This is a genomic window from Flavobacterium sp. (genome assembly GCF_965262375.1).
Lineage (GTDB): Bacteria > Bacteroidota > Bacteroidia > Flavobacteriales > Flavobacteriaceae > Flavobacterium.
Window position 1 is genome coordinate 53109 of record NZ_OZ253527.1, and the last position, 16355, is coordinate 69463.

Genomic DNA, 16355 nt, shown 5'->3' on the forward strand with positions numbered 1-16355 from the left:
TGATTCATTTTAAGTTATTCCCCACTAAAAGGCTCCATTGTCGTATTGTCTCCTGCATTAATTCCTTCTTTATTAGCCCATTTAAAAAGTGTCATCAAGAAAATTTTTGAATCTACTAAAAAACTATAATTTTCAACATACCACACATCATATTCAAATTTCTGATCCCAAGTAATCGCATTACGCCCATTTACTTGAGCCCAACCTGTGATTCCTGGTCTCACCTCGTGTCGGCGTTTTTGAAAATCGTTATATTTATGCAAATACCCCACTAATAAAGGCCTGGGCCCTACCACACTCATGTCGCCTTTTACGACATTAAACAATTGCGGTATTTCATCTAAAGACGTTTTTCTTACTATTTTACCCATAGTTGTCAAACGATCAGCATCTGGAAGAAGTACACCATTCGCATCACGTTCATCGGTCATGGTTTTAAATTTATATATCTTAAAAACTTTTCCATTTTTCCCTGGTCGAGGTTGAACAAAAAAGACACTTCCTTTATTAGCTATAAACAAGCCTACAAATACAAGTATAAAAAAGGGGCTTAGCATAGCAATACCAATTAGTGCCGCTAAAAAGTCAAGTAATCGTTTTAAAAAAAATCTATACATCTTCTAAATTTTCATATTCATTACGTATCGCCTCCCAAATTATTTTTTGTTCGTATCTTGAAACTATCATCTGACGAGCATTTGATTTAAGTTGATCAAGCAAACTTTTTTCTTGGTATACTTTTCTCATCGCTTCTTCAACGGCTTTACTATTCTTCACTGGAATAATCAAACCATTTTTCCCTCCTTCTATAATTTCATTGCAACCATTAATATTTGAGACAATAGCGGGCAATTCCATGGCTCCAGCTTGCATCACTACATTCGGAAAACCTTCGCGATAACTAGGAAAAACCAATACATTTGCAAGCTTAAAATAAGATCTTACATCAGATTGGTATCCTACACTTATAATATTTATATTTTCTTCAATTTCGGTTAAAGTTTCAGGCAATAGAGGATCTAAATCAGATTCTAAAGGACCTACTAACAATAACTTTGTTTTACTTAAATTCAAATTGGTAAAGGCAGTAATCAATTCATTAATTCCTTTATCTTTTACTAACCTCCCCACAAAAATAAAAACAAAATCATCTTTTGCAATATGTAAACGTGCTTTTAACTTTAAGGTTTCTTCTTCAGAAATTTGTTCAGGTGCAAAAAAAGTGGTATCAATTCCATTTGAACTCCCATTTCCTATAATTTTAATTTTCCCTTTAGATGCAAAATCATTTTCCAAAATAAATTTTTCAAGTCCTTTCGAATTTGGATAGACTTTAGTAGCACAAACGTAAGTTAATTTTTCTACTAGATTTAGAATTTTCCTTTTTACACCAACTGTTTCCATCAACGGGAGTCCTGCTACGGTGTGTAATCTATGGGGTACTCCTGCTAATTTAGAGGCTATCATCCCTACCATACCTGCCTTAGGGGTATGGGTATGGACTATTTCAGGTTTTATTTTTCTCAAGAAAACAACTAACCGAAAAATAGCGTACAAGTCATGAAAAGGAGTTATTTTACGGGTTAAATTCAAATAAAAAGTAGGTATTTCATTTGACTCTCCAAATTTGTCTAAGTTTTCTTTCTCAGAGGAAATAGCTATAACTTCGTAAAACTGACTCATATATGTCAATTGTCCAGTTAAAAGTTTTTCAAGTGAGATAGGAACAGTAGTGATCCTAACTATTTTTGTCTTTTTCATTCAGTTTATTTAGTTTATCTTTTTTTAGACTCTGCGCCATCACATAAAAGAAAAGAGGATAAAACATCAATCGCATTCTGGAAGCTAACCCTAAATTATAAATATAAGTACTTAAAAACAGAAATATAGAAATTGATGTATAAAGTGCAAATTTAACATCTAATTCTAACCAATTCCTAGCATGATTGTAGAATTTTTTGAAAAAGAAATAGATAATAAAGGACAAGAGTACTACATTTTCAATTGAACTAACGAATTGAAAAGAATTTTCAACTTTATAAAACAATGGCATACACAACAACATCAAAACCTGCCCCATATACCCCATATCTATTAAATAGTTTGGAGTAGCGTGTTTTTCGACATAATTTTGATACGTTTTAAATTTCAATAGTACCGATTCAATACTAAGAGTTTCCAATTTTACAAATTGCGTTAAAAAAAAGACTACTCCAAAAAAAGAAAGTAGTACTATTGGAATCCAAAACTCTTTCCTTATTTTATTTTTATAGTTTTCAAATAATACAACCGCTAAAAAAAGTAAAACAATTACTCCAACATAAGGTCGCACTAGAAATAAGAAGAGTAATGCCACCAAAATACTCCAACTAAATTGCACCTCTTTTAATTTGTAAAGAATAAATACTAACATTACAAATACCAAACAATCTTTACCAGGCAAAACACTCCAAAAATGAAATGAAGGCAATAGCAAAGTATATTGCAACCAATGTATTTTTCCCGAACCCAATTCAAGATATCTCTTAAACAATAAGACAAATGGAATACTGCTTACTAATACCGAGGACAAAAACAATAATTGGAAATTAAAACCAATTCTAAAAAGTAAACGATACATCAGTATAAAAAAATCATGCCCTACAAAGTAAAATTGTTCTGAGGTGACAGGATTTAATGCGTACTTTAAGTAATTTTTTACATCTGATATAGGATTCTGAAGCGTAAATTTATAGGCTACATAACCAAAAAAAAAGTGTTCTACTAAAAGTAGTATAACAAAAAATAACTGCTTTTTATTAGATATACCACTAGTATATTTCTTCAAAAAAAAACCAAACCATACTATTTGCAAAACTGCAAAACAACCAATAAATAAGCTAGTTATCATATGTTTCGTAATACCATTTTTGGAAACAATAAAAAGTCCATGCTCTAAAAGTATTATCTCTTTTCCCACTTAGATGATTCGATACTAAATCCTGTATATATGTTACGTTAAACAAATCTTGCTTCAAAAGAAAATCAGTTTCAACATAACGCAAAAGCTCTGGTTTTAAAAAACCTCTTAACCAATCCCCAACTGGCACTCCAAAGCCTTTTTTAGATTTGTCTAGAAATTTCTCAGGAAAATACTGTTTGAATGATTCTTTCAAAAGATGCTTTTTGTCAAATCCTTTCAAAAGGTAATTCTCTGATAACTGCGAGGTAAAGTCCCACAGTTTTTTATTCAAAAATGGAGCACGAGATTCTAAAGACGATAGCATAGTTGTTCGATCCACTTTCACTAGCATATCACCTTCCAAGCTCAACATTCTATCAATGTTTCTAAATTCTGTGAGTCCTAAATTTTCTTTATTAATTTTAGCCTTATAATAATTTAAAGCATCTGTGTATTGAAATTTAGAATGTAATAAACTCTCTAATTCATTTTTTTGAAATGCTAAAGAAATGATATTATAATAGTAATCCCCCTCATAATTCATCGCATTCATAAGCCTATTTAACTTAAATGCAAATCCACGCTGATCATCTTTATTAACCACAAATTTTGACACTCCTGTTTTAATCCAGTTATTTACACTCTCAGGCACTATTGAAGTATACTTTTGGTTTAATTTCCCCATATAATATTTATTATATCCCCCATATACTTCGTCACCGCCATCGCCAGTTAAGGCAACAGTCACTTTTTGACGAGTTTTAAGTGCAACTAAAAAAGTTGGCAAAGCTGAAGAATCCGCAAAAGGCTCATCAAAATTCAAAAGAATTCGGTCTACATCTTGCATCAAGTCTTTTTCTGAAATAATAAATTTATGGTGGTTACTACCTATTAAATTAGCAACCGTAGTTGCTTTTTCAGATTCATCAAATTCTTTTTTATCAAAACCTATTGAGAATGTATCAATTTTTTTATTGGTCTGTTGCGCTAAACATAAAGAAACAATTGAAGAATCAACTCCTCCGGACAAAAATGTCCCCAAAGGAACTTCAGACTCAGAACGACTTAAAACGGATTCTTGAACCAAATCGTGATTTACCTTAACTGCATCGGCCTTTGATAATTGACTATAGTCCTCATGCACTGACTCTTTGATCGTGTGAATAGATAAACTTATATTACCCAAATTAATTTCCAAATAATTATTGGCTTCTAATTTAGAAATCCCTTCATAAATAGTAAAAGGAGCTGGTATATAAGTCAGTTGAAAATAAAGATTCAATCCTTGCTTTGAAATTTCAGGTTTACGAGATAACCGATTGACTATTGACTTCAATTCACTCCCCCAATACACACCTTCATCTGTTTGTGAATAATATAATGGTTTCTCCCCAAAATAATCTCTAGCTATAAATACTTTATTTCTGATTTTATCGTAAATACTAAAAGCAAACATACCATCTAGCATACTGAAAGCATCTACACCGTAGTGAATATAGAGATTCAAAATAACTTCGGTATCTGATTTGGTTTGAAACTGATAGCCTAAATCTAAGAGTTGTTGTTTAAGTACACGATAATTATAAATTTCGCCATTAAACACAATGGTATAATTACCATCAGTACTTGATATGGGCTGTTTACCTGATGACAAGTCGATAATTGATAATCGTTGCATGGCAAAACCAAGGATACAATTTTCTAAGGACTTAACAAAAAAACCATTTTGATCAGGCCCTCTATGGTGTATTAGAGCATTCATGCGCTCTAACTTATTCATAGCTTCTTGTTCATTTATCGATTGTAATACAAAACCATTTATTCCGCACATAACTGATATCTTTATAGTTTTTTCAAAATAGATATGTATTCATTTTTATTGTTTTCAACACAATAAAAATCAAGAAAACAATTATAATTATCCATTCCTACGCGCTTAAAAACCTCCCTGCTTTCAAAAACTTTTCTTATTTCAATCTCCCATTCAGAGATAGAACTAGCATGAAGATTTTTTTTATTTCTATTAATTTTAACATTAGCTTCAAGAGGCGTAGAAATTGTTGGCTTAGCACAAGCCATATATTGAATTAGTTTAAACCCACATTTTCCTTTATTGAAAGAGTTATCAACAAGAGGCATTATTCCAACATCAAATTTGTTAATCCAACTTACTTCAAACTCTGAAGTCCAAGATATAATTTTATAATTTACACCTTTCAGCTTAAATTCTAAATCAGCATCAAAACCTACTAAATATAAACAATAATTAATATCACTAATATTCTTGAATACTTCAATCATTTCAACAATATTAACACTTGTTGACTTAGATCCTATCCAACCGATTATAAAAACCTCATTAAAATTAGCCACAATTTTATTGTACTTTTCACTACTAACAGAGGTAGGAATTTCTATAACATTTTTGCTGTGTTTTTTTGCATAAGAAGTTAAATATGGGCTTCCTGTTATTACAACTGAAGAAAATTTGATTACATTTTTAATCTTCTTTTTAAGAAGAAATCTGATAATTCCACTTTTATTGTTATCATAATTATGAAATATAGCATCATCATAATCTACTATGTACTTAACATTAAATAGATATAGAATAAATTCAAAAAAAGAAAAAAAATAAGGAAATAATTCGTACTCAATGTAAACTTTTTTCCCATTCAATAATGATAGCAAATGAAAAAACCTTGTAAAATATTGCTTTAAAACATAAACTACTTTCCTTGAACCTTTTAACTCAAAATACTCTTTTTCAAATAAAGGAAAAACCTTACATACTATACCTTCATTTTCATAATGTTGCAGATATTGGTAAGTTCTATATCTGCTACTCGGGCCAGACATATCATATTTTGTAAAAAAAAAGAATTCCATCAAACTAATTTGTTTTTAATTTTTTCTTTAGATATATCATAAAATAAATTCCTAAGGTCAAAAAAAGCCAAATAGGAAAATTATTAATTTTAGGCGTAAAGAATGCCATTAAATTGACATAACAAATATTTGCATAAGCAAATAATCCGAAAGGGTTTGCATTCTTAAGAAAAAAAACACCTAACGCATTTAAAATTACGGAATGAAAAAACATACCAAAGAACACAAATAAGAACCCTCCATCACGGTAGAAAGGTTCTAAAAAGGTACCTACATTTGTTGGTGATGGAATAAAATAGAAGTCATTAACTAATGAACTCGGTTGGTCCGTTATTCCAAGTGAACTGGTAATTTTCAACAATGGATAGACTGTTCTGTCAAGCTTAAATGAATCAATTTCTTCATTCTCAACCATATTATTAAAATATGCAAAAGAAGAAGTCCCATAATAAATAAAATTCTGTGCTGAAGGAGAAATATCCCAACCTTTAAATTGCTTTTCGGTTAAACTCTTACCCGCTAAGACTGCAATTATTGAAAATAAGCCGTAAAAACCAACACCTAAAAAAAAGGTAGTCAAAACTACTTTTACATTACTAATCTTTCTATGAGAAAAAGGAAAAACAGATATCAACAAAGTTAAAATAATCCACATTGGTCTTGTCCTATCAATAAATAAAACGTTTTGTAAAAAAGTAAAAACAATTAGAGCTATATACTTTTTTTTGTTTTTCGATTGTCGCAAAACGATTAATGAAATTGCCGCTGCTATCCAAGAAAAATAACTTAATTGAATACCTATTGAATCCGAAAAATTATCGCTTTCTATCCTAATTTGTGTAGAGTCTTCTGATAATAAAATCGCTAAAAATATTGAAACCCCACCAAAAAAAGAAATAACTTTTTGCAAGTATAATACAAATCCTAAATTCCCAATTGCATAAAATATATACACATATCTTCTCATTGTAACAGAATCATAGAAATTACATGTAAAATTAGAAACATATGTATTCTGTAATCTAGTTTTAAATCGATTAACAAAAAGAAAACTTGAAATCAAAAAAAAGAAAATACAAGTAATATAAATTAAATGCGTATAATTATCACAATTATTATATTCAATTATTCCTAAAAAATAACATATATAAAAAAAAAGAAATGTGGCAAACCCATGAAAGGAAGGCACATAGATTAAATATTTAAAATCAGTTAATCTCATTTTTCTCAAATAAAATTAAAAAAACAAAAATTATCATTTGCATCGGGGTAATCCAAAGCAATGAGGATTTTACACTTATAAACAATAAGAAAAATTGAAAAAGTACAGCTAAAAAAATACTTATACTTAAATTAAAATTCAATTTATTTATTTTCTCATGTTTCAAAAAACCTAATGTAACCATATTAACAAAGAAAATTAATATTGAAATTAATAGATAGGGTAAAAATTCGCCTATAGAAATAAATGAATCTCCTTTCCAAAAAAGTGTATAAGCCAAGAAAAAAAACAAAAGTAGGAAAATATAACCTATTAGAGATAACTTATATTTCTTAATCAGTTCAACAAAATCATTTTTATTAGTAATCGTCATTTTTGAACCATACAAAAATACAAGAGAAACCAAAACACCTGAAATCAATTCAGGAAATCTTGATAAAAACATATATTTCTGCAACTCATTTTTATTATAACCAAACCATATCATCGAAAGAGTTCCTAATGAAAATAAAATTTGATCTGATTTAAAAAGCACGTAATTTAACAACTGTTGAAATCCTAGTTTAAATTCGAACTTTGGATTCATTTCAACTGCATTAATGTCTCTATAAAATTTACCTACAACCAAAAATCTTAGAGTTGCACAACTTAAAAAAAGTAAAACAAATGCAATTTTATTAAAATTAAAAAAAAATCCTAATATTAAAAAACTCACAAAAAAAAGTGGATAAGATAAAAAATTACCTATAAAAACTTGTCCAAAAAATTTTCTTGCACCCAATTGGACAATTATTAAAATGGACATAACGTCTAGTAAAAGACATAAAAAAACTAGAATGGAATTCACTAAATCCTTCTCTATAAAATAAATTATTAAAGAGAAAATTAAAATCAAATATAGTCCGTTTTTTTTTATATAATTAAACGGACTATATTTCTTAGTTTCATCAACTAAAAAGTTAACATATAGGAGATTATCAACACCAAATTTACAAACTGTCAAACCAATCATTAAGTATTGCGTAAAAATCAGAATTTCTAATACAATATCTGAATTTACAAATTCTAATCTACCAGAGGATAACACAACAAAACCTATTGATGTAATTAATCCTGAACTCAATAACTTTAAAGATTGAGTTAAAAACTCTTTTAACAAATTTATTTGTAAAAACTTCATTAATGTTACAGAGCTAACTTTCTCAAATACTCTGCATACGTACTTTTACCTAACCCATCTGCAGATTTATTAAACTCTTCCTTAGAAATAAACCCTTTACGATAAGCCACTTCTTCAATACACGCAATTTTTAAACCTGTACGTTTCTCAACTGCCTTAACAAATTCGGTCGCTTCGGTCAGTGATTCATGAGTACCCGTATCTAACCAAGCAAAACCACGTCCCATTAACTGTAAGTTCAATGCACCTTGTTCTAGGTACGTTTGATTAACGGTGGTAATTTCTAATTCACCACGATGTGAAGGTTTTACGTTTTTAGCAATTTCAACTACTGAATTCGGGTAAAAATACAAACCTACCACGGCAAAGTTAGATTTAGCTTCCAGAGGTTTCTCTTCGATTGATAATACTTTACCATTTGCGTCAAATTCAGCAACGCCATAACGCTCTGGATCATCTACATAATAGCCAAAAACAGTCGCTTCATTCTTGTCTTTTACGGTATTAACCGCATTATTCAATAAATTTTGTAATCCTGCTCCGTAGAAAATATTATCCCCTAAAATCAAACACACATCATCATCACCTATGAACTCTTCACCCAATATAAAAGCTTGTGCTAATCCATCAGGAGAAGGCTGTTCTACATAAGACAATTGCATTCCTAACTGGCTTCCATCACCAAATAAGCGTTGAAAGTTGGGTAAATCGTGCGGTGTAGAAATGATTAATACCTCCTTGATACCTGCCAACATCAATACTGATAATGGATAGTAAATCATGGGCTTATCATATATCGGTAACAATTGCTTTGAAACCACTTGGGTAAGTGGATGCAATCGGGTTCCTGAGCCTCCGGCTAATATAATTCCTTTCATAGAAATTTAGAATTTAGAAATTAGAAATTAGAATTTTTCAATTCTGATAAGTCTAAAAACGTATTTGTTTATTGATATTGTTTTTCGTAATAGTTTGCGTATTCTCCTGAGGTTACGTTATTCAACCATTCGGTATTTTCTAAATACCAGTTAATGGTTTCTTCTAAACCTTCTTCAAAAGTTACAGAAGGTTTCCATCCTAACTCTTTATTAATTTTAGTTGCATCAATAGCATAACGCAAATCGTGACCTGGACGATCTTTTACATAGGTAATCAATTGAGCGGATTCACCTTCATTTCTACCTAACTTTTCATCCATTCTTGCACACAATAGTTTAACTAAATCGATATTTTTCCATTCGTTAAATCCACCGATGTTATAGGTTTCGTGATTTTTACCTTCGTGGAATACTAAGTCAATAGCTACGGCATGGTCTTTCACAAACAACCAATCACGCGTATAATTTCCATCGCCATAAACAGGTAATGGTTTTTTATTGATAATGTTATTGATAAAAAGCGGAATCAATTTTTCAGGAAAATGATAAGGCCCGTAGTTATTAGAACAATTTGTCAACACATAGGGTAAACCATAGGTTTCGCCATATGCACGCACAAAGTGATCCGAACTTGCTTTTGAAGCAGAATACGGTGAATTAGGATCGTAGGAAGTGGTTTCAGTAAACAAACCTGTATCCCCTAATGAACCATACACCTCATCGGTTGAAATATGATAGAAGCGTTTGCCCTCGAAATTATCTTTCCAAAGATTTTTAGCCGCATTTAACAAATTCATGGTTCCAATCACATTGGTTTTTACAAATGCTAATGGATCAGTTATCGAACGATCCACATGCGATTCAGCAGCCAAATGCAAAACACCATCAAATTGATATTTAGCAAAAATTTCGTTGATAAAATTTTCATCTACTATATCTCCTTTCAGGAAAGTATAATTTGGATAATTTTCGATATCTTTTATATTTTCTAGATTTCCTGCATAAGTCAATGCATCTAGATTGAAGATTGCATATTCTGGATATTTAGTTACAAATTGTCTTACAACATGCGACCCTATAAAACCAGCACCACCAGTAATTAAAATATTTTTTTTCATCTTTTTTGAATTATTCGTTTGAAGAACCTACAGCAGCATAAACAAACCCAATTTCTTGCATTTTTTTTCGATCTAATATGTTTCTACCATCAAAAACAAAAGCAGGTTTTAACATGGTATCATAAATTTTTTGCCAATCGTAGTTTTTAAACTCATCCCATTCTGTTAAAATGGCAACAGCATGTGCATTTTGACAAGCTAGGTAAGGTTCTTCAAAAACACTCACTTCGCTCATTTCATAATTCATATCCATTTCAATTTGTTTGAAATCTACTTTTGGATCATAAACTGCTACATTAGCTTGTTCTGCCACCAAATCTTTAGCAACATCAATAGCTGCTGATTCGCGTGTATCATTAGTATCTTTCTTGAAAGCCCAACCAAGCATGGCTATTTTCTTTCCTGAAACAGTATTATAAAGTGTTTTTACAATATTTTTTGCAAAACGATGCTTTTGATGATCATTCATAATCACCACCTGCTCCCAATAATCAGCTACTTCATTTAATCCATACGACTTAGCAATATATACCAAATTCAAAATATCTTTTTGAAAACAAGAACCGCCAAAACCAACAGAAGATTTAAGGAATTTAGCACCAATACGCGAGTCCATCCCTATAGCTTTAGCCACTTCATTAACATCAGCTCCTGTTTTTTCACACAATTCAGAAATGGCATTGATAGAAGAAACTCGCTGCGCTAAGAATGCATTAGCGGTTAATTTAGATAATTCTGAAGACCATACATTGGTTGTCAAAATACGTTCTCTAGGCACCCAAGTTGCATAAATAGCTACTAAAGCTTGAATAGCTGCTTCGTTTTCCCCACCAATTAAAACTCTATCTGGTGCGTGCAAATCTTCTACAGCAGTCCCTTCGGCTAAGAACTCAGGATTCGATAAAATTTGAAAATTAACACCATTTCCTGTATTATCTAAAATACTTTTTAGAGCCTCAGCGGTACGAACCGGCAAAGTAGATTTTTCAACAACTATTTTATCTGTTTTAGCTACTCTAGCAATTTGACGAGCACAAAGTTCGATGTATTTCAAATCGGCAGCCATACCTTTACCTGCCCCATACATCTTTGTAGGTGTATTCACTGAAATAAAAATCATCTCAGCTTCATCAATTGCTTTATCAACTTCAGTAGAGAAAAACAAATTTCGTCCACGGGCTTCTCCAACAACGACATCTAAACCAGGTTCATAAACCGGTAATTTAGACAAATCAGCATCATTCCATGCATTTATACGAGCTTCATTTAGATCAACAACTGTTACATTAACGTTAGGACACTTTTGTGCAATAACAGCCATAGTGGGGCCTCCAACATAACCTGCACCGATACAACAAATATTTTTAACTTTCATTTTTCCTTTTTAAGCAACTGCAAATTTATAATTTTCCATCTACATTTTCGCACAAAACCCCTTTTACATCATAAATCACAGAATTTCGGGTTTGTAAAGCTGTTAAATCCATCTCTAAAAATTGCTGATGGGCAACTCCTAAAACAATTGCGTCAAACTGATCTGAAGGCAGAACGGTTAAAGCTTCTAATCCATATTCATGTTTAACTTCAGCAGCATTTACCCATGGATCATAAATTACGACTTCTACTCCATAATCTTTAAGAGCCGTTATTACATCTACTATTTTTGTATTACGCACATCAGGACAATTTTCTTTAAAGGTAATTCCAAGCATTAATACTTTAGCCCCATTTACAGAAATCCCTTTTTTGATCATCAGTTTTACTACCTGCGAAGCAACGTATTCTCCCATACTATCATTTAATCGTCTTCCTGCTAAAATAATTTCTGGATGATACCCTTTCTCTTGAGCCTTTTGAGCCAAGTAATACGGATCGACGCCAATACAGTGCCCCCCTACTAATCCAGGTTTGAATGGTAAAAAATTCCATTTAGTCCCTGCAGCTGCCAAAACATCATGGGTATCAATATCTAACAAATTAAATATTTTAGCCAGTTCATTCACAAAGGCAATATTAATATCGCGTTGCGAATTCTCGATAACTTTGGCTGCTTCGGCCACTTTTATAGTAGGTGCTAAATGTGTTCCTGCAGTAATAACCGATTTATAAAGCGCATCTACTTTTTGTCCTATTTCAGGTGTTGAACCAGAAGTTACTTTTAATATTTTTTCAACCGTATGCTCTTTATCTCCAGGATTGATGCGTTCTGGTGAATAGCCTGCAAAGAAATCAACATTAAATTTCAATCCGCTAATTTTCTCTAAAACAGGAACACACTCTTCCTCTGTTACTCCAGGATAAACCGTAGATTCATAAATAACAATATCGCCTTTTTTGAGTACTTTACCTACCGTTTCACTGGCTTTATACAAAGGCGTTAAATCAGGTTTATTATGCTTGTCAACTGGCGTAGGCACAGTTACTATATAATAGTTACAATTTGCAATTTCTTCCAATTCTGAAGCACAATACAAACCTAAATCACTATTGTTTTCAGATTTTAAAACTGTTTTTAGGAGTTCAGAAGTTACTTCTAAAGTACAATCTACCCCATTATTTAACTCATTCACTCGAGTTTTATTTATATCAAACCCAACTACATTATATTTAGTTGCTAATAATCTAGCTAATGGCAACCCTACATAACCCAATCCTATTACCCCAATTTTCATTTCTTTCACTTATTTATTTTAAATTTTCCCAATACCAATTCACAGCTTCAGCTAACCCTTGTTTCAATGAAAATTCAGGTTGATACCTCAAAATTGTTTTGGCTTTATCAATTGATGCCAAAGAGTGCGGTATATCACCTGCTCTGGTTGGCCCGTAAACTATATCAACATTGGCTATTTTTGCATCTTTTTTAGACAATTCTTCTTTTAAAATATGAATCATATCATTTAACGTAGTGCGCTCTCCAAAAGCAGTATTAAAAACTGAATTGACCACTTCTGGATTTTCTGATAACATGGCTAATTCATTCATTTGAATCACATTGTCTATATAGGTAAAATCCCTAGAATAATTACCGTCACCATTTACCACCGGACTTTCATACTTCATAAACTGCATCACAAATTTAGGAATTACTGCTGCATAAGCACCATTAGGATCTTGTTTTCTACCAAAAACATTAAAATAACGCAATCCTACAGTCTCTATTCCATAAGCTTTTCCAAATATTTGAGCATATAGTTCATTTACATACTTTGTAATGGCATAAGGAGACAATGGCTTCCCTATGACTTCTTCTACTTTTGGCAAACTTTCTGAATCCCCATAAGTTGATGAACTAGCGGCGTACACAAAACGCTTGACACCTGCTTCTTTAGCAGCCCATAGCATATTCAAAAAACCGTTTACATTAACTTCATTCGATGTTAATGGATCTTTTAAAGAACGAGGTACTGAACCAAGCGCAGCTTGATGCAATACATAATCAGCACCAACACATACTTTATGACAGGTATCAAGATCTCTAATATCCCCTTCAAAAAATTCAAAATTAGCATTAGCCATTAAATGTTGAATATTTTTCAAATGTCCTGTAGCAAAGTTATCAAGACCAACTATCTGATAACCTTTATTTAAAAAATACTCAGTTAAATTAGAACCGATAAAACCTGCACAACCAGTTATTACAATCTTCACTTTACTTCTTTTTAAAAATTTTTAAAATTTGACTTAACAATCTACTCAAAACTGTTTTTTCCTCTTCAACATCTAAATATCCTTCCCCATAAGCCCCGTAGCCATAGCCGTACCCATAAGAGTCTCCATAACCATAACCGTATTTCGATTTGTTTTGAAATCCGTTAAAAATAATGCTAATATTTTTAAGCTCTCCTCTTTTGTGCTTTTCATTTACTATGCGGAGCATGTCTTTTTTTGTAGTCCCTTGACGTACTACATATATGGATGCATCACAATACGGAGTCAATTCAAGTGCGTCAGCTACTAAACCTATAGGAGGGGTGTCTAATATAATATAATCATATTTCGCTTTTAGTTCACTAATAAACACCTCCATGGCTTCACTTGCTATCAATTCTGAAGGATTAGGTGGTATAGGTCCTGAGGAAATAAAATCAAGAAATGGTATGTGTGTGTTTTTCACAATTTCCCTCAGACTCTTTTGCCCAATAAGATAGTTTACAACACCATAAGTGTTTTCACAATTAAAATCTTGAAAAATTCTCGGTTTTCTCAAATCCAATCCAACGATTACAGTTTTCTTCTCACTTAAAGCAAAAACCGAAGCGATATTAATTGAACAAAACGTCTTCCCTTCGCCACTGACAGAAGAAGTAAGCATCAATACTTTCCCACCGTTGTGTTCTTTTTGCTTTTTATAAATAAACTGCAAGGAAGAGCGAATACCTCTAAAACTTTCAGCTAAAGGCGATTTAGGCTTTTCAAAAACAGCTAAATTAGATTGTAAATGTTTGACTCCTAAAACTCCAAGTATTGGAATTTGTGTTAATCGGGTTATATCATCTAATTTATTGATTGAAGTGTCTAACAAAGACAAAACAAATATAATCGTTAGAGGCAATATTAAACCTATAAAAAGAGCCAAGACATAATTGGTACTGGTTTTAGGTCCTATAAGTCCTCCGCCTGTATCTTTTGCTGGATCCACAAACTGAATATCTGATAAATTTGCAGCTTTAACGATGTCTGCTTCACTTCTTTTCTCAAGAAAATTATTATAGATATTTTTATGTAAATCGTATTTTCTATTTATTTTAACCAATTCTTGTTGTTGCTCTGGCAACTTTTTCACTCGATATTCCGCCTGATTAATCTTATTAGCAATTCTGGATAAATCAATACGAATCGATCTTGTAGCGGTTTCAATATTTTCTAAAAGGACACTTTTCACAGCTTCCATTTGAGCATCAAAATCTTTAAACTTTTTATCATTTTTTAAAGTATAAGCTAATTCTGCTCTTTCAGCGGATAGCTGAGTCAATTTGGCTACATTGAGTAAAACATTAGGATCTTCAATTCCAGCAACCGAAGGCGCAGGTAATTTTGAAAAATCAGAATTTTTAATTAGATACTTTTTTAAAGAAACATAATAGCCTTGCTTTCTTTCAATTAGCTCTTTTTCAACATCTAAATCAGTCAGTTGATCTACAAATTTTTCACCACCTGCTTCAACTTCATAAATATTTTTACCTTTTGAAAAATCTTTTAATTCGTTTTCAGTGTCTTTCATTTGAGATTCCATTGCAACCAATGTACTATCGATAAAATCAATAGTATTTTGAGCAAACTGGTTTTTTGCCATCAATTGACTTTTGATCAAAAAATTTACTGTCCCATTTAAATAATCAACCATTCTTAGCTTATTGGTTCCTTGCATACTTAAAACTAAAACAGCTGGCGATTTAGGATCGCTCTCTACATTTATCCCTTGATACCCTGCGACAGTCCCGTTAAAATCGGCAAAATTAATTAAGTACTTTGCCCCTTCGTAAAACCCTGGATTGGGTGTCAAAACTAATTTAACATTTAAAAATGGCAATTTAATAGATTGTCCTATTTTATATTTTCGTTTAAAACTTCCAATGGGCACAGGTATTGTAGAAATTTTATCGTCTTTATAATTGTATAAAGTTGTTGTGTTTTCATCAAATTGAGTTGACAAAGTAAACTCCGTAGCATTTAAAAATTGGATCTCTAAATGTTTTCCTAAAATTTGAGGTGCATTCACAACAGGTTCAACAACAAAGGGAGTTATACCATAGACGTCTTCCAGATTATATTTTCCTTGTTGGTAATAGCCTATATAATATTTTAATTCTTTAACCACTTTTTCATTGTGTGAACGAGATCGTATCGTACTCATCAAAGTTTGTACTTGATCAGAAGTTCCGCCCCAATTAAAAACCAAGCTCGTATTTGAAGTAAAAAAAGGATTACTTTCCTCTTTATAGGCTACAGTGGTTGCCATACCGTAAATTTTTTGCTTACGGATGTTTACTTGATAGGCAATAGTAAAAGTTATAATTAAAGTTATTAAAAAAACGTACCAAAGCCCTATTACTCTATTTAAAAAAGCTTTAAAATCAAAAGTCGTTTGATTATCGATGAAATTAAAATCTTTAATATCAAGCAT

General features: G+C 31.6%; 13 protein-coding genes. All 13 read right to left on the reverse strand.

Going from position 1 to position 16355, the window contains the following annotated elements; translation table 11 throughout:
- Positions 1 to 14 precede the first annotated feature (14 nt).
- The 13 genes from ACQY29_RS00280 to ACQY29_RS00340 all read right to left on the reverse strand — a co-directional run bounded on the left by ACQY29_RS00280 (position 15) and on the right by ACQY29_RS00340 (position 16355).
- Positions 15 to 617, reverse strand: a complete 603-nt coding sequence (locus tag ACQY29_RS00280) for a sugar transferase (RefSeq protein ID WP_428223294.1) — start codon at positions 615 to 617, stop codon at positions 15 to 17.
- Complete coding sequence (locus tag ACQY29_RS00285) at positions 610 to 1761, reverse strand: glycosyltransferase family 4 protein (RefSeq protein ID WP_428223295.1); 1152 nt, start codon at positions 1759 to 1761, stop codon at positions 610 to 612. Before ACQY29_RS00285 ends, ACQY29_RS00280 begins: the two co-directional genes overlap by 8 nt.
- A complete protein-coding gene (locus ACQY29_RS00290; protein WP_428223296.1) occupies positions 1739 to 2890 on the reverse strand; it encodes a hypothetical protein in 1152 nt (383 codons plus the stop codon). Before ACQY29_RS00290 ends, ACQY29_RS00285 begins: the two co-directional genes overlap by 23 nt.
- Positions 2880 to 4772, reverse strand: a complete 1893-nt coding sequence (gene asnB / locus ACQY29_RS00295; protein ID WP_428223297.1) for an asparagine synthase (glutamine-hydrolyzing) — start codon at positions 4770 to 4772, stop codon at positions 2880 to 2882. The genes ACQY29_RS00290 and asnB overlap by 11 nt, the downstream gene beginning before the upstream one ends.
- Before the next feature lie 11 nt (positions 4773 to 4783).
- Positions 4784 to 5830 carry a glycosyltransferase gene (locus ACQY29_RS00300; RefSeq protein WP_428223298.1) on the reverse strand — a complete coding sequence of 349 codons (1047 nt, stop codon included), beginning with the start codon at positions 5828 to 5830 and terminating at the stop codon, positions 4784 to 4786.
- Positions 5831 to 5834: 4 nt separating this feature from the next.
- Positions 5835 to 7052 (reverse strand): O-antigen polymerase, encoded by a 1218-nt coding sequence (locus tag ACQY29_RS00305; RefSeq protein WP_428223299.1) that lies wholly within the window; start codon positions 7050 to 7052, stop codon positions 5835 to 5837.
- Positions 7039 to 8232: a hypothetical protein gene (locus tag ACQY29_RS00310; RefSeq protein ID WP_428223300.1), complete on the reverse strand. Its 1194-nt coding sequence runs from the start codon at positions 8230 to 8232 to the stop codon at positions 7039 to 7041. The genes ACQY29_RS00305 and ACQY29_RS00310 overlap by 14 nt, the downstream gene beginning before the upstream one ends.
- Positions 8233 to 8237: 5 nt before the next feature.
- Positions 8238 to 9110: a glucose-1-phosphate thymidylyltransferase RfbA gene (gene rfbA / locus ACQY29_RS00315; protein WP_428223301.1), complete on the reverse strand. Its 873-nt coding sequence runs from the start codon at positions 9108 to 9110 to the stop codon at positions 8238 to 8240.
- A 68-nt stretch (positions 9111 to 9178) separates the two neighbouring features.
- Entirely contained in the window at positions 9179 to 10228 is a 1050-nt protein-coding gene (rfbB, locus tag ACQY29_RS00320; protein ID WP_428223302.1) for a dTDP-glucose 4,6-dehydratase, read from the reverse strand.
- Positions 10229 to 10238: 10 nt separating this feature from the next.
- Complete coding sequence (locus tag ACQY29_RS00325; protein WP_428223303.1) at positions 10239 to 11603, reverse strand: nucleotide sugar dehydrogenase; 1365 nt, start codon at positions 11601 to 11603, stop codon at positions 10239 to 10241.
- A 25-nt stretch (positions 11604 to 11628) separates the two neighbouring features.
- On the reverse strand, positions 11629 to 12900 hold the full coding sequence (locus ACQY29_RS00330) for a nucleotide sugar dehydrogenase (RefSeq protein ID WP_428223304.1): 1272 nt from the start codon (positions 12898 to 12900) through the stop codon (positions 11629 to 11631).
- 13 nt (positions 12901 to 12913) lie between these two features.
- On the reverse strand, positions 12914 to 13879 hold the full coding sequence (locus ACQY29_RS00335; protein ID WP_428223305.1) for an SDR family oxidoreductase: 966 nt from the start codon (positions 13877 to 13879) through the stop codon (positions 12914 to 12916).
- 1 nt (position 13880) lies between these two features.
- Positions 13881 to 16355, reverse strand: coding sequence for a polysaccharide biosynthesis tyrosine autokinase (locus tag ACQY29_RS00340; RefSeq protein ID WP_428223306.1), 2475 nt, complete (start codon positions 16353 to 16355; stop codon positions 13881 to 13883).

What these genes read in the sequence shown, in the direction of transcription:
- ACQY29_RS00325 (WP_428223303.1), bottom strand. Translation starts at nt 11,603, where the DNA reads ATGAAAGTTAAAAATATTTGTTGTATCGGTGCAGGTTATGTTGGAGGC.
- ACQY29_RS00340 (WP_428223306.1), bottom strand. Translation starts at nt 16,355, where the DNA reads ATGCTTGATATTAAAGATTTTAATTTCATCGATAATCAAACGACTTTT.
- rfbB (WP_428223302.1), bottom strand. Translation starts at nt 10,228, where the DNA reads ATGAAAAAAAATATTTTAATTACTGGTGGTGCTGGTTTTATAGGGTCG.
- ACQY29_RS00290 (WP_428223296.1), bottom strand. Translation starts at nt 2,890, where the DNA reads ATGATAACTAGCTTATTTATTGGTTGTTTTGCAGTTTTGCAAATAGTA.
- ACQY29_RS00285 (WP_428223295.1), bottom strand. Translation starts at nt 1,761, where the DNA reads ATGAAAAAGACAAAAATAGTTAGGATCACTACTGTTCCTATCTCACTT.
- ACQY29_RS00310 (WP_428223300.1), bottom strand. Translation starts at nt 8,232, where the DNA reads ATGAAGTTTTTACAAATAAATTTGTTAAAAGAGTTTTTAACTCAATCT.
- ACQY29_RS00305 (WP_428223299.1), bottom strand. Translation starts at nt 7,052, where the DNA reads ATGAGATTAACTGATTTTAAATATTTAATCTATGTGCCTTCCTTTCAT.
- asnB (WP_428223297.1), bottom strand. Translation starts at nt 4,772, where the DNA reads ATGTGCGGAATAAATGGTTTTGTATTACAATCGATAAATGAACAAGAA.
- rfbA (WP_428223301.1), bottom strand. Translation starts at nt 9,110, where the DNA reads ATGAAAGGAATTATATTAGCCGGAGGCTCAGGAACCCGATTGCATCCA.
- ACQY29_RS00330 (WP_428223304.1), bottom strand. Translation starts at nt 12,900, where the DNA reads ATGAAAATTGGGGTAATAGGATTGGGTTATGTAGGGTTGCCATTAGCT.
- ACQY29_RS00300 (WP_428223298.1), bottom strand. Translation starts at nt 5,830, where the DNA reads ATGGAATTCTTTTTTTTTACAAAATATGATATGTCTGGCCCGAGTAGC.
- ACQY29_RS00280 (WP_428223294.1), bottom strand. Translation starts at nt 617, where the DNA reads ATGTATAGATTTTTTTTAAAACGATTACTTGACTTTTTAGCGGCACTA.